General features: G+C 61.6%; 9 protein-coding genes. 4 read left to right on the top strand and 5 right to left on the bottom strand.

Annotation, left to right across the window (positions count from 1 at the left end):
• Positions 1–91 precede the first annotated feature (91 nt).
• Entirely contained in the window at positions 92–1,075 is a 984-nt protein-coding gene (locus J3P95_RS12670) for an SDR family oxidoreductase (protein ID WP_434563580.1), read from the top strand.
• Here J3P95_RS12670 and J3P95_RS12665 read toward each other — a convergent pair.
• From J3P95_RS12665 to J3P95_RS12655, 3 genes are all read right to left on the bottom strand, one after another.
• Positions 1,028–2,671 carry an alpha-amylase family protein gene (locus tag J3P95_RS12665; protein WP_434576908.1) on the bottom strand — a complete coding sequence of 548 codons (1,644 nt, stop codon included), beginning with the start codon at positions 2,669–2,671 and terminating at the stop codon, positions 1,028–1,030. The genes J3P95_RS12670 and J3P95_RS12665 overlap by 48 nt on opposite strands.
• A 10-nt stretch (positions 2,672–2,681) precedes the next feature.
• On the bottom strand, positions 2,682–4,208 hold the full coding sequence (locus tag J3P95_RS12660) for an alpha-amylase family glycosyl hydrolase (protein WP_434576910.1): 1,527 nt from the start codon (positions 4,206–4,208) through the stop codon (positions 2,682–2,684).
• A 129-nt stretch (positions 4,209–4,337) separates the two neighbouring features.
• Positions 4,338–4,964: a TetR/AcrR family transcriptional regulator gene (locus J3P95_RS12655; RefSeq protein WP_434563574.1), complete on the bottom strand. Its 627-nt coding sequence runs from the start codon at positions 4,962–4,964 to the stop codon at positions 4,338–4,340.
• A gap of 86 nt (positions 4,965–5,050) precedes the next feature.
• Between J3P95_RS12655 and J3P95_RS12650 the strand changes: the two genes are divergently transcribed.
• A complete protein-coding gene (locus tag J3P95_RS12650; protein WP_434576913.1) occupies positions 5,051–5,683 on the top strand; it encodes an NAD(P)H-dependent oxidoreductase in 633 nt (210 codons plus the stop codon).
• A gap of 12 nt (positions 5,684–5,695) precedes the next feature.
• On the opposite strand, the gene J3P95_RS12645 is transcribed toward J3P95_RS12650, so the two are convergent.
• Positions 5,696–7,258: a L,D-transpeptidase family protein gene (locus J3P95_RS12645; protein WP_434563570.1), complete on the bottom strand. Its 1,563-nt coding sequence runs from the start codon at positions 7,256–7,258 to the stop codon at positions 5,696–5,698.
• 180 nt (positions 7,259–7,438) lie between these two features.
• On the opposite strand from J3P95_RS12645, the gene J3P95_RS12640 reads away from it, so the two are divergent.
• Both J3P95_RS12640 and J3P95_RS12635 read left to right on the top strand, forming a co-directional pair.
• Positions 7,439–8,101, top strand: a complete 663-nt coding sequence (locus tag J3P95_RS12640; protein ID WP_434581219.1) for a murein L,D-transpeptidase catalytic domain family protein — start codon at positions 7,439–7,441, stop codon at positions 8,099–8,101.
• An 89-nt stretch (positions 8,102–8,190) separates the two neighbouring features.
• Positions 8,191–9,144: a class I SAM-dependent methyltransferase gene (locus tag J3P95_RS12635; protein ID WP_434576915.1), complete on the top strand. Its 954-nt coding sequence runs from the start codon at positions 8,191–8,193 to the stop codon at positions 9,142–9,144.
• Positions 9,145–9,185: 41 nt separating this feature from the next.
• Here J3P95_RS12635 and J3P95_RS12630 read toward each other — a convergent pair whose 3' ends face one another.
• Entirely contained in the window at positions 9,186–14,264 is a 5,079-nt protein-coding gene (locus J3P95_RS12630; protein WP_434576917.1) for a dermonecrotic toxin domain-containing protein, read from the bottom strand.
• Positions 14,265–14,266 lie beyond the last annotated feature (2 nt).

Raw genomic sequence — 14,266 nt, 5'->3', positions numbered from 1 at the left:
GTGCAGCCGTTGCGACCCGCGTGCAAAAATCCTGAACCATCGCCAGCACCCATTTTCACAGGTAAAGGGCTATTGATCAGAGGTGAATGCAATGGATGAGCGAACCCCACCTGTCGTCGTGATCTGTGGCGCCACCGCTGGCGTCGGCCGTGCAACCGCGCACCGTTTTGCCGTCGCCGGCTATCGAGTCGGGTTGCTGGCCCGAGGCGAGCAAGGCCTGGCGGCCACGCAAGAGGAATTGCAACAGTTGGGTGCGATGAGCTTGGGAATCAGCGTCGATGTCGCCGATGCCGAGGCGGTGTTCGAAGCGGCACAGCGTATGGAGCGCGAGTTGGGGCCGGTCGGCGTATGGGTCAATTGCGCGATGGTCACTGTGTTTTCACCTATCCGCCAACTGGGTGCCGAAGAGGTCCAGAGGGTCACGGCGGTCACTTACCTGGGCACCGTTCACGGCACGCTTGCGGCCTTGGACCTGATGGGGCGGCGCAATCGTGGGGTAATCATCCAGGTCGGCTCGGCGCTGGCCTATCGCGCCATTCCGCTGCAAGCGGCCTATTGCGGCGCCAAGTTCGCGGTGCGCGGCTTCACCGATTCGTTGCGCTGCGAATTGCTCCACGAGCACAGCGACATCCGGGTCTGCATGGTGCAGTTGCCGGCGATCAATACCCCGCAGTTCGATTGGGCGCGCAACAAATTGGGCAAGCGGCCGCAACCGGTGCCGCCGATTCATGATCCGGACGTGGCGGCACGGGCCATTTTCAGCGTGGTGAAGCGCACGCCCAGGGAATTGTGGCTGGGCACCGCCTCCCTGAAGGCGATCGTCGGTACGTGCCTGATGCCGGGCCTGCTCGATCGCTTGTTGGCCCGCAACGCCTACACCGGGCAAATGACCAACGAGGATGATGACAACCAACGAGCCGACAATCTGTTCGAGTCGCAGCCATCCTTGCACCGTACCCGCGGGCGGTTCGCTGGCCGCTCGCGGGACTCTGCATTGGCCTTCAGCTCGACCCAGGTGTCGGCACTATTATTTGCCGTCGCAGGATTGCTCGCCGTGGTGTTGCTGCTGTTTTGAACCGGTGCGGCGGAACCAGCGATACCCGTAGCCACGCAGCGTCAGGCTCGACTTTGTCGAGTGCGGGTACGGACCGTCCGCGAGCACTTCCTCAAAGCCTTGCATATCCATTTCCTTGAGTTGCACGTCGACCGTTTCGTCACTCAGGTTCGCCAACATGACTGAAGTGTTGTCGCACACGTGAGCGATGGCGAACACCGCCGGATGGCTGACCGACAACAGTTGCGCCTTGCCGTCGCCGACTTCGGTCAATCGCGACCGCGCCGATAGCAGCGTGCGAGTCCGAGCCAGCAAGGAATCGGGATCGTCCTGCTGGTGCGCGACATTCAAGTTCGTGTAGGCGAACGGGCCTTCATCGATCACCGGAGCAGCCAGGGATTGGCTCGAAGAGAAGCCCGCATTGACCTGGTCGCTCCACTGCATCGGCGTGCGCACGGACAGGCGCTCGGGGCGGGAAAGGTCGTCGCCCATGCCTATCTCTTCGCCATACCGCACGATTGGCGTGCCCGGCAACGACAACAGCAATGCCTGGGCCAGCGCCTGACGATGCACATTCCCATCCAGCATCGGCGCCAGGCGGCGGCGAATACCCCGGCCATACAAGCGCATGTTTTCCTGCGGGGCAAACGCCCGCATGACTTCCTCGCGTTCCTCCTCGCTCAAGCGTTCCAGGTCCAGTTCGTCATGGTTGCGCAGCCACACGGCGTAATTGGCACCGTCCGGCGGTGCGGGGCGCCGGCTGATCGCGCGCTGCAAGGGTTCGGCTTCGCCTCGGGCCAAGGCCAGGAACAGATGATTATTGACCCAGAAATCCAGTACCAGGCCCAGGCGCTCGCCGGTGCCGAAGTAATGGCTGTAGCGTTCCGGCTCGACGTCCACTTCGCCCATCAGCACGCCTTGCGGATTGATTCGGGTCATATACTTGAACAACCGGTCCAGCACCCAGACACCCTGCTCTTCATCCCCGCGACCTGCCTGCTCGACCAGGTGCGAAGCGGCATCGAGGCGAAAGCCGGCGATCCCCAGTTCAAGCCAATGGACCATGATCCGCTCGATTTCCTCGACGACTTTCGGGTTCGCCAGGTTGAGGTCCGGTTCATGACGATAGAACAGATGCCGATAGTATTGCCCGGCCTGTTCGTCCCAACGCCAGATGCTGTTTTCCACCGACGGAAAAATCGGTTGGTTGCCGTCGTCCACCGGTTCGTCGGACCACAGGTAGTAGTCGCGGTAGACGCTGTTCTTGTCACGTCGCGCCCTCTGGAACCACGGATGCTGGTCGGAGGTATGTTGCACCACCAGTTCGAGAATGACCCGGATTCCCCGCTCCCCTGCCTGGACGATCAACTGACGCAGGTCTTCTTCACTGCCGAAGCGCGGGTCCAGGGCCATGAAATCGCTGACGTCATAGCCGGCATCCTTGAACGGCGAGCGGTACAAGGGCATCAACCACAGCGCGCCGACGCCCAGCGCCTGGAGATAGTCGAGCTGGCGAATGATGCCTTTCAGGTCGCCACGGCCGTCGCCGTTGCTGTCGTAGAACAAGGAAGGGTCGATCTGGTAGATCAAGGTATTTCGATGCCAGTTGGCTTTCATCGGTCACTCCTTATCGACACAGGATCAGGGCCTGCTCGACGGCCAGGCGGCCGGTGAAGGGCTGGCCTTCGCCGGCCCCGTCGCTGGCGATCTGCACGCGCCAGGAATCGGCCAGGGGAAACGCGTGCTCGCTGTCGGCGAAGTTGATGCAGACCAGCCGTTCGTCGCCGGCGCAATGACGCCGATAAGCCAGCACCTGCGGGTGCGAGGGCAGCTCTTGCCAGTCGCCGACGCGCAGCGCGCGGCTGTTGCGCCGACACGTCAGCAAACGCCGGTACAGCGCCAAAACGGAATCGCTGGTTCGCTCCTGCGCTTGCACCGACAGCAAGCCGGCATCCGGTGCAAAAGGCAGCCACGGCGCCTGCCCCGACCAACCGTGAGGCGCCTGGACAGTCCATGGCAGCGGCGCCCGGCTGCCATCGCGCCCGCCAGGATCAACGCGGGTCTGGGCGGTCACCTGCGTATCCTCCAGGCCCAGCTCTTCACCCTGGTAGATAAAAGGCGTCCCGCGTAATGTCAGCAACATCACCGCCGCTGCCCGGGTCCGCCGCAATGAGCCGCCGTACCGGCTGCGGTGGCGGCTGTTGTCGTGGTTGGAAAGCACCCAGGTCGGCCACGCCTGCAGCGGGCCCAAGTCGTTTTCCACTTCGCGCACGCACATTCGAAACACCACCGGATCCCAAGGAGCGTCCAACGGTGGAAAGTTGAACGACATGTGCAGCTCGTCACTGGCGCCGTAATAGGCCGCGACCTGGGCCGTGGAGCGAATATTCACTTCGCCGATCAGCACGCGCTCGCCGGGGTAGCTGTCCACCAGCCGGCGCAGTCCGCGCAGCACCTCGTGGCTGTAAGGCTGGTCGTTGATCTTGACCATGGTTTCGCCCGCCGTGCAGCGCGGATCGTCGGCAAAGCTCTGGTCCTTGCCGACGCAATGCACCACATCGACGCGAAAGCCATCCACGCCGCGCTGCAGCCAGAAATGCAGCACCTGCTGCATGGCAGCAACGACTTCAGGGTTGTGCCAGTTGAGATCGGGCTGCTGCGGCAAGAAGAAATGCAGATAATACTGCTGGCTGGTTTCGTCCCAGGTCCAGGCACTGCCGCCGTCGATCGAGGCACGCCAGTTGTTCGGCTGGTCGCGCCAGATGTACCAGTCGCGCTTGGGGTTGTCGCGGCTGGAACGCGATTCGATGAACCACGGATGTTGGTCGGAAGTGTGGTTCGGCACGAAGTCGAGCAACACTTTTAACCCCCGCCGGTGGGCCTGCTCGATCAAGTTATCCAGGTCCGCCAGGCTGCCGAACAGCGGGTCAACGTCGGTGTAGTCGCAGATGTCATAGCCGGCATCGCACATCGGCGAACGGTACACCGGGGACAGCCACAACGCATCGATACCCAGGCGCTGCAAGTGGTCCAGGCGTGCCGTCAGTCCGGGGAGGTCGCCGATGCCGTCGCCGTTGGAATCGGCAAAAGAGCGAGGATAGACCTGGTAGATCACGGCGTTCTTCCACCAGGGCGAAGGGAAGGAGTTGGGCATGTCGCCTCCTTTGATCGCAGTGTTTGGTGGGCAAGACCGCAGCCCCGCCTGATGTCCCTGGTAAACCGGGACATCAGTTAAGAACCGGAAAAGGCGCTTGGGGTTCGTTTTTTCTTGATCGAACGTGAATCATCCAGGCGTAATTTCGGCCCTCTCGACCATCGAAACGATGCTGTCGAACAGCTCCTGCTTGGCCTCGTCCGCGCTGATTTCCCCGTTGGCCGCCGCATCGGACAACGCCTCCGCCGCCCCCAGCATCCCCCGCAGGCTCGCTTGGGAAAGACGCCCGGTTCCGGCGAACGGCGACAGCACCACCCGGCATTTGTCCAGGAAAATCCCTTCGTACTCCCTCTTGATGCGTTCGAGTTCTGGCGTGCTGCTCAAGGCCGCGCTGACCCCAGGAATCTCCCGCCCCTGAAGCAGGACGCATTCGACGAAGGAAGCAGCTATGACCTGCGCCCGGCTTTTCAGCGTCGGTTCACTGGCTTGGAGTGCAGCATCCATCAACGCGGTCTGGCGGGCGTCGAAATCCTGGTAGAGCGCCGCCAGGAGGCCTGACCGGGTGATGAAGTGGTCGTAGACAATTGGCTTGGTAACCCCTGCCTGCTCCGCAAGCCTGGCCAAGGTCAACGCTTCGCTACCCTCCTCCCGCACCAGGCGCCAGGCGACGTCGAGCAGTTGCCGTTGTCGATCCACACGCGACAGGCGTCGACGGGGTACGGCAGAAGACTGTGAATTTTCATCTGTGCTTGACATGCTAACTTTACCAACCGTAACTTACTGTTCGTAACTTAACCAAGCATACTCGCTTGACGTTGTGTGATGCCAGAAGGAGATTCGACATGCATGCCTTGATCGTTGTTGCCCATCATGATCCCCGTTCCCTGACCCATGCGCTGGCCCAAGCCGTCGGCAACGGAATAATCTTGGCCAATCCGACCGATACGTTCGAGATAGCCGACCTGGCGACCGAGGGGTTCGACCCACGCTTCAGCTTCGCCGACCACGCGGTCCACCACCGCGAGGCTTCGCCGCCTGCCGATGTGCTGGCCGAGCAAGCCAGGATCGAGCGTGCCGATGCGCTGGTGCTGGTCTATCCGATTTACTGGTGGTCAATGCCGGCGTTGCTCAAGGGCTGGATCGACCGGGTATTTTCCAACGGCTGGGCGTTCGATTTCCGGCTCGGCGAGTCATTCTCCCAGCAGCTGCGACATCTGCGGGTCCATCTGGTGGCCGTGGGTGGCGCGGACGCGGACAGCTTTCAACGTCACGGCTATGACCAGGCGATGGTGACCCAGATTGACCATGGCATTTTCGATTACTGCGGCGCCCGCGTGGTGAGTTCCGAACGCTTGCTCGAGTCGGAAACGGTCAATCCGAAGACTCACCTGGACACTGCGCAGGCAATCGGGCAGCGGCTGTTCTCGACGTCCGACGAGACGGCACGCGTCGGCGCCGAGGCCGACTGCGCCTGAACATGATCGCCGTCAGAGCGCACGGCTGCCGGCCACAGAGAGGGCTGCATCGCGTTGGTAGATATCCGGCACGTACACCGCCCGCCCCTGGCTGTCCGCTTGCGCGGTCCAGTAGCTCAGCAGGATCGGCACGGGCTTGGCCAGCCTGAACTCATGAGTCAGTTCGCTGGCCAGCAAAGTGTCGGTGCGCGTGCGTTCGGCCGCAGTCACCAACAAGTCCCGCAGGTGCATGACTTGCTCGATACGCACGCAGCCTGAGCTGAACGCCCGCGGGCCTTTGCTGAACAACGCCTGGCTAGGCGTGTCATGCAGGTAGACGGAAAACGGATTGGGGAAACGGATCGCCATTTTGCCCAGCGGGTTTTTCGCACCGGGATCCTGGCGCAGCATCAGTGTGCCGGGGTGGTCCCAGTCGACGTTCTCCACCGCCACCGGCATGCCGTCCCGGTCGAGCACCCTGAGGTTATGTCGGCTGAGGAACTCCGGATCGCGACGAATCTCGGGCAGCTTGTCTTCGCGCATGATCGTTGGCGGGATGGTCCACGTGGGGTTGAGCGTCAAGCGGGTGATCCGCGATTTGATCAATGGCGTCTGCCGTTCGGCACGGCCGACCTGGGTACGGGTTTGCCAGATCGGCGCGCCGCCCTGGTAAACCGTCAATTGCGCCGCCGCGACGTTGACCACCACGCTGTCCGGCTCGAGGTCCTGGGCCAGCCAGCGCATGCGCTCCAGGTTGATGCGCAGCTGTTCGCGGCGCATCGCCGGGCTGATGTTCAGTTCGGTGACAGTCCACGGCCCCACGACGCCATCGGCTTGCAGCGAATGATGAAGTTGGAAACTTTTCATCGCATCCACAAGGCTCGGCCCGTAATGCTCATCGGTCTCGGGGGGCGGCACGCTCAGGTAACCCTCGTTGAACAGTCGACGGGCCAGCGCCGGAACTCGTGCATCGCGTTTGTCCGGCTGCAACAGCGAGCCACTGGGCACCGATTGCCAGTCAGCCAAAGGCAGCTGCCGCTGACGGGCGTAGAGTTCGCGCAGGTTGCGATAAAGATCGAGGCTCGGCCGGGCCTGCTCAAAAGCTTCGGCAGGGTTGTGCAGGCCCGTCACGGCGAATTGCAACACCATGGCTTGACGGTCCGGCAACTGCGGATTGGTTTTCCAGACAGGCTCCAGGCGCTTTTGAGGCAGATAACCGAAACGCAGGTCGTGCAGCGCCTGCAGATAATGCTGGCTGATGGCGATGTCGGTACAGGCGGCATTCGGGTAGACGCCTGCGTCCGGCAAGCTGTAGCGGGCCGGATCCAGTCCATCGTCGGCCAATTGTTGCAATTGGACCTGCAGCGCCTGTAACCGCTCATCGTTCGACCATAGTGCCTGGCCTGCGTTTTGCTGGTACAGCGCCTGCAAGCTCATCACTGTCGGAAAGTCGACACGTGCAGCCAAATCGGGGCAGTTGACCGACAGCTGCGCCAATGCGGTCTGCGCCAGCGCTGGATCGCCGTCCTCGGCTGCAGCGACCAATGGCGCAACGAGCAAGAAAAGGCTCAGGTAACATGCGGTCTTTTTGAACAACTGCTTTACTCCAATCCATGGCCGTCTCGTTGACGGTGAATTTTGCGACAGGTACGACCCATCATCATGCAAACAAACAAAATCGGATGGGATGCCGCAAACGAACGCTGCCCCCAGCTGTTTTCGCCTGTATCGGGCCTGCTGCGCCAACTGTGCCTGCTCATCACCGGCCTTGCCCTGATGTGCAGCCCGGCGCTGGCCGCAAAGCTCAACGCCCAACCGCTTTACAACAGCCTCGCCCACGCGGCGCCGGAACTCAATCCCCAAGCGCTGAAAAGTGCCTTGAGTGCGATGCAGTGCGCAGTCGCGAACGGTGCCCGACAGGCTCGCCATCTTGCCGTGATCGATTATTCGCAACCTTCGACGGCGCGGCGCCTATGGATCTTCGACCTGCGCCAGAAAAAGCTGGTCTTGCGCGACCTGGTGGCCCACGGACAGAAATCCGGGGAAAACTTCGCCACGCAGTTCTCCAACCGCCTGGGCAGTTACCAGTCCAGCCTGGGACTGTTCCGTACCCAGGAAAGTTACCAGGGCGCCCATGGCTATTCGCTGCGCATGGATGGCCTTGAACCGGGTTTCAACGACTTGGCCCGCGACCGCGCGATCGTCATCCATGCCGCCGATTACGTGAATCCGCTGTGGAGCGCTCGCCAGGGCCGCATCGGTCGCAGCCTGGGCTGCCCCGCCGTGCGTCCGCAAGTGGCGCGCCAGGTGATCGACAAGCTCAAGGGTGGGCAATTCATGTTTTCCTGGTATCCCGACCCGGCGTGGCTCAAGCGCTCGGCTTATCTGAATTGCCAACCGCAACAAGTGGCGAGCATTTTGGCGACCAGCGAGGGTTGATGAGCGGGAGCAAGCTCCCTCGCCACAGGGATTGCGCCCGGTCCGCCTACGGTTAAAATGCCGGCCTTTCGAATCGCTGGCGTTGTCCGATGAACCCTGAAGCACTGCAAACCCTGCATACCCATCTGCTGACCGCCCTGGAATCGGTGCCCGAAGAAACCCGGCGCCTGTTCCATGGCCGCGGTCGCTGCTGGCCGGGGCTGGAGCAGCTTACGATCGATTGGCTGCAAGGGGTGGTACTGGTTTCGCTGTTCAAGGAACCCGAGGCGGCGCAGCTGGAGAATTTGCTGTCAATGCTGTGCGCCCTCCCCACCTCGCCCGCCTGGCAGCACAGCGCCGCCCATACGCTCGCCGTCCAGCACCGCTACTTGCCCGATAGCCTCACCCAATGGCTAGTAGGCGAACCGATCGATGAATGGACCCTGACCGAAGGCGGCCTGCGCTACCGAATCGACTTGGGCAAGAAGCAGAACAACGGCCTGTTCCTCGATATGCGCTACGGTCGCGACTGGGTGCGGGCCAACGCCCAGGGCAAGCGCGTGCTCAATCTGTTCGCCTACACCTGCGGTTTTTCAGTGGCGGCCATTGCCGGCGGGGCTCGGCATGTGGTCAACCTGGATATGTCCCGTGCGGCCCTGAGCCGCGGTCGCGACAACCATCGGCTCAATGGCCACGACCTTGGGCAGGTGAGCTTCCTTGGCCACGACTTGTTCAAGTCTTGGGGCAAGGTGATCAACAGTGGCCCGTACGACCTGGTGATCATCGATCCACCCACCTTCCAGAAAGGCAGCTTCCTGTTGACCAAGGATTACCAGCGCGTGCTGCGCCGCCTGCCCGAACTGCTGACCGTCCATGGCACGGTATTGGCCTGCAGTAACGACCCGGCCACCGGCCCGGACTTTCTCATCGACGGCGTCATGCGTGAAGCACCGGGCCTGATTTTTGGACAGCGTCTGGAAAACCCTCCGGAGTTTCCGGACGCTGACCCGGCCTGTGGCCTGAAGGCCCTGGTCTTCAATCGAGAGGGTCAGGCCATCGGCTGACTCGCGATGGAGGTCGGGTCTCTGCCCAGGCCTTGATTGAATTATCTGGGTCGTAACGGCCACCACCGGTCGACCATGCCCGTGGTAATCCGGCGCACCGTCGCCTCCAAGTCCCAACTTCTGACTGATCGGTAGATCGCCATGGTTCGCCGCAGTTGGTCCTCGTTGAGCCTCACCGGACGACCCGCCGTCCAATCCACATCCGCCACGGCCTCCAGCCCTGCACGGCGCCAGACCCACTGACCGTTTTCCTCGACGCGCGCCAACGCGCTGGGTAGATCTGTGTGAGGCTGCGCCAGGTTATCCAAGAGTACCTGCGGCCAGCGGGCAGGATTCACCGGATCGCTGAAGGCATCTACGAGGTCGCTCTCGACCGTATCCCAGGCTGACAAGTGTTGCGGCCATTCGTCCGACATCAATCCCAAGTAGGGCCGCCAAGTCATTTCACCTATGCGGGGCGCATGATCATTGTTGTTGAAGGTGTCCTGGGCATCGCTGAGCCAGCCGATGAACGCCTCTCGGGTAGAATACATCTGGCGTTGCGCGGGATCGGGATAGCGCTGCGCCAGCGTGTGGTTCCAATAGGCGTAATGATCAACCAGAAAACTTGCGAACGGTGCGCGTTGTCGTTGCAGACGAGCGCGCAGAACCGATTCGAACATCATGAAATGGACTTCCAGCTCGGTGAGATCGGGCGTCTGTCGGTCCTGGCTGCGCGCTTGCAACCGAGTGCGTAGCTGGGCCAACTGCTGGTCGAAATCAGGCACATGCGTTGAAAGAGGATCGTGAGCATTCTGATACCCGACGTAGTGTTCCAGAATGGCGGCGGCTCTGGTGCGGTCCTCGAAAGACAGCCCGCCAGGTTGGGCGTCGGCATCGCGAACGGCCCCGCAGAACCAGTCGATGAACCGCCGTCCACCGGCATCGTCGCGGGCGACTTCCAAGGCCGCACGCAACCCCGTATTGATATACAACCAGTCGTCGACCGAGTACCTGAACGCGCGCGGATCCCGGCTGCGCAGGGCGTCGATCTGGGCGCTGGGCAGCGGATTATCCTCAAACAAAAGCCCGAAGGTGCCTTGCTCAAGGCGATCGAGGACGGGAAGCAGATCATCCTGGATGTTCGTGATGTGGTTGTTGCTGAGGTCGACCTCGATATCCTCGCCGGAGGGCCGGGACAGTACCTCCAATGCCAGCGGTGGCACTTGGGTCAGTCCTGTGTTGGAAAGTTCGAGATCGTACAGCGTCGCAAGTTCGGGCAATGCGGGCAGTTGGCTGCAGTTGTTGCCGTTCAGGATAAGCTCCTCCAGTCCTGTAGCGGTGCGCAGGAAGGCGCTGCTCTGTTGATCCAGCCGCAATCCACAGTTCGATAAATCCAATTCTCGCAGCCCGAGTAAATGCGTGATGGCCTGCAGCTGCTCGGGGGTGAAATCCAGATTGTCGGTCCATATCAGCTCACGCAACGAGGGTAACTCGGCCAGACGATCAATAGCGCTGACAAGATCCGGGCCGGCCGCGCCGGTGCGCACGCCCGATAGGTCCAAGGTCTCCAGGTTTGGCGCCGCATCAACTCCGGTCAGGGGCGCGAAGAGATCGGGCGCAACATTGAGCGGGTTACCGCCCAATGACAGCTCGAGCAATTCAGGTAAGGTCCCTACAGCCGAAGGTATCGAGGTGAGGCTGTTATGTTGCAAGTCGAGCGATTCGATATTGGGAAACAACCGCACGAAATCCGAAGGATCCTCGCTAAGGCCCATGTCCGTTAGAATCAGTCGCTCGATGTGTTCGAATTGTGCATTGATCGGCGGCAAATGGCCGACTCGCAGTCCCGCAAGCCGCAATGTGAATTCGTTACTGTCGCCATTGGGATCCGGCGCACGCCACCAGGCGCGGCGGATCCGTCCCGTGATGTCCCTGCGCAGTGAAAGCCTTCCCTCGAGTTCATAGTTGTCTTCAGCGGGATGGTGGGAACCCTGGAAGATTTCCCATTGGCTCAGCACCTCGTCCAACGTCGCCCATTCGCTTTCCAATTGGGTGATCAGAACCTCAACACTGATGTTCCGGCGCCGGGCCTGATCGGTCAGGTTGTCCTGAAGCCGCGCCAGTTCCTCTCCCGCATGATTGGGGTATAGCCGCTCAAGACGCTCGTTCAGGCTGTTACGCCAGACATGCATCGGCAACCTTCCACGTCCACTGAGAGGATACCCCAGTTGCCCGTTCAGCCATTGTGGACGGGACCCGCCGATGCCGAGCCCCTGGATCATCAGAAAGCGGCGCAAGCCTTGCCGGTCATCCAGTGCTTGCGAAAGAAGCCGGGCGCGTAATTTGGCGCCTTCCCAGATGTTCACCCCCAGTGCCCGACGCGCATCGTCCGGCATTGCCCTGAGTAATGCATCCTCCAGGCTCAGCGTATCCGTCAGCTCGTTCCCTTGTTCGTCAAAAGCACGGTACTCATCGCCCTCTTGACGAATGGTTTTCAGCGGCCCTGTTTCGCCCACCTCAAGCGGGCTGGAAACATCGCGCAGAAACAGCCGCAGACGCAGATGTCCCTTCAGTTCAGACATGCCGTCAATCAAACCGACAATGATGCGGTCTCGATCAGCGCTGCTTTCGCCACGCTCCAGGGCCCGCAAGGCACGGCTCACGCGTAACTCTCGCAGTGTCTCGACGCTCCGGCTGCCCAGCCTCTCACTCACCCGCCCTTGCAGCAGGCGCAACCGGTCGTGGCCGATGGCCTGGCGGGCAAGTTCATTGGCCATGGACACCGACAGGCCCGGAAAATCCCGTATCAGGGGGGCCGCCAGTGGATCGAGCCCTGGAGAGTCTGCCATGCCGGCCGTCACTCGCTGAGTATTGTCCAGCAGTTGCCGGGCCCAACGTTCGGCCAAAAGCCGGCTGCGTTCGACCGGGCGCAGGCCGAAGCTGTTTTGCCCCAACAGCGCGGTCTGCTCGTCCATGCTGAGACGGGCCAGGATACGGCCTGCCCACGCGTCGTCCGCCAAATCCAACGTGCTCAATAGAATCACACGTGTAGCGGCGGCATCGCCCATGGGATAAAACCGCACGCCATCGTGGTAGCGCAGCGCAACGCCTTTCGGCCAGCCTGGCAATTCAAGGAGCATTTGCACACTGCGAAAATGTACGCCCCCAGGCGCTTGATTCTGGCTCAGGCGTCCTATGGCCTGGCGCAGCCGATTCCAATTGCGTGTTTCAGCCAACGCATCGCTGAACAGCGCCGGCAGCGGATGGCCCTCGACCTGCAAGTAGCGCAGATGCGCCTCACTGATGCCGACCCGCCGCTGCACCGCCAAAATGGAAGGGTCGTCCAATTCAGCCGGTGTCTCGGTAAAGTTGCGCAGCAATTGCAGGTTATCCCGTTGCAGAGGGTTGCGGTGTGCCCATTGCCAGCCACGAGCCTCGCTCCACTCCAGCGGCGGGGTGACCCCTCGATGCCTGGGAGGGAGACGCAATTTCAAGGCGTTGCCCTGGCCCTGGACCTCAAAATACCGACCGTCTATACGGACCCATGCCTCGTTTGGTGTGCGCCAGACGCCCCAGCCGTCCTGTTCGGCTTCCATGCCAGGCAAGCGTCGCGCTTCGAAAGGCGTGACGTCACCATTCCACAAGCGCAGAGTGCCATCCTTGACCGGCATGGGTTCGATCGCCGCCCCGGTGAATCCGAGATAGGCACCCTGGGCGATGCCGAACAACACATTGAAAATATGATCGATACCCTCCTGCGCGTGCCCTTCGTTGAACGCCTGGATGCCTTCGAAAATTTCGTACACCAGCCGCACGCCCCCTACCGCCGCCGCTGCCATGCCAATTGGGGCGCAGAACGGAATGAAGCTGGCGGCGAGCATCAGCGTCTGTTCGGCGATACGTTCCCAGTATTCGAGCCGAGCCATGAGCGCCTGCCAGTCTTTGTCCCGGGTCGAAACCATCAACGCCGATGCATTGGACAGGACGTGCACGCGCCATTCGTGGTAGCGACCGTTCCAGTGTTCCTCGCGTATATAGCCCAGGCCCCAGGCGACCCGCGGCGCAGGGATGCGAATATGATGGTCGTCTTCGCCCCGCTCGCCTTCGCGCCAGTGGGTTATGCGAGCATTGATTTCCTGGAAAAGATTCAGGTTGCCCTTTAATTCCCATTCCACCTGCTCATGCAAGGCCGTATCCAACTCGGCCTGCAAGCGCAGCGGGAAGTAATTCATCAGGCTTTTGCGATAGCTGCGTTTGCGCACCCGCTCGGTGAGTTCAGCCGACATTGCCTGCAAGCTCGAAAACTGCATGATCGGTGCAACGAGGTCATTGGGCATGTGGAGCACAACCGGGCGAACCCCCTTGGCGTCACCTTTCACCCCCCAGAAGACCCGCACGCCGAACAGCGGCACCGACAGCAACTCCAAGGACTTGACCTCACACGCCAAGGCGGCCGTCGGCCTTGCCTCCAGTTGGACCCCTACCGATGCCAGCAACTGTTCGCCGGTTTTATCGAGGCGCCCATCCAGCTTCGCCTCGTAGGCGTCATACACAAGCTGACTACGGGCAAAGGCCTTATAAACGGAGGCAGCCTCAGGGTCCCGGCCTGCGATGCGCGGCAACTTGCTTTCCAGCAACTTACGGTAGGTTCCCCCGACATCCACCCGCCGGCAGACCCGGGCGAATTGGGCCGGGGACATGGGCATGCTGGCCGTATCCGACAGCTGTCCCCATCGATAATACTCGTCAGGCTTGCCTTGGACGTACAGCTGCCCTCTCCTATCGAAGTCACTGTCGGCAACCGCATCGTCTGGCGCAAAATTCCCCATGGCCGCTTCGACTACGCTCAATGAAGGCTCGTAAGGACCGCGCTTGACCTTTGCCCGACGCACCGCATCCTTGGTGCTCGCGCCAATCACCGGCCCCCAGCCCTGCATCTCGGGCTGGCTCTGGAGCTGATCGAGTGTGTAGTCGTTAGGGTCGGGCCACTCTTTGACCAGCACATCGAGCGCATCGCTGTCGCTTTGCAACTGTTGGGTGAGCGTCTGAAAACGCTCTTGGCTCGCTCGCTCGGCTTTGGTTAACCAATCAGGCAGTCGGGCCTGGATGAACTCTACATGAGTCTCGAGGGTGGACATGA

The sequence above is a fragment of the Pseudomonas sp. Z5-35 genome (assembly GCF_051131945.1).
GTDB lineage: Bacteria > Pseudomonadota > Gammaproteobacteria > Pseudomonadales > Pseudomonadaceae > Aquipseudomonas > Aquipseudomonas marvdashtae.
The sequence above is the reverse complement of the archived record's forward strand: the minus strand, read 5'-3'. Positions and strand labels throughout refer to the sequence as shown.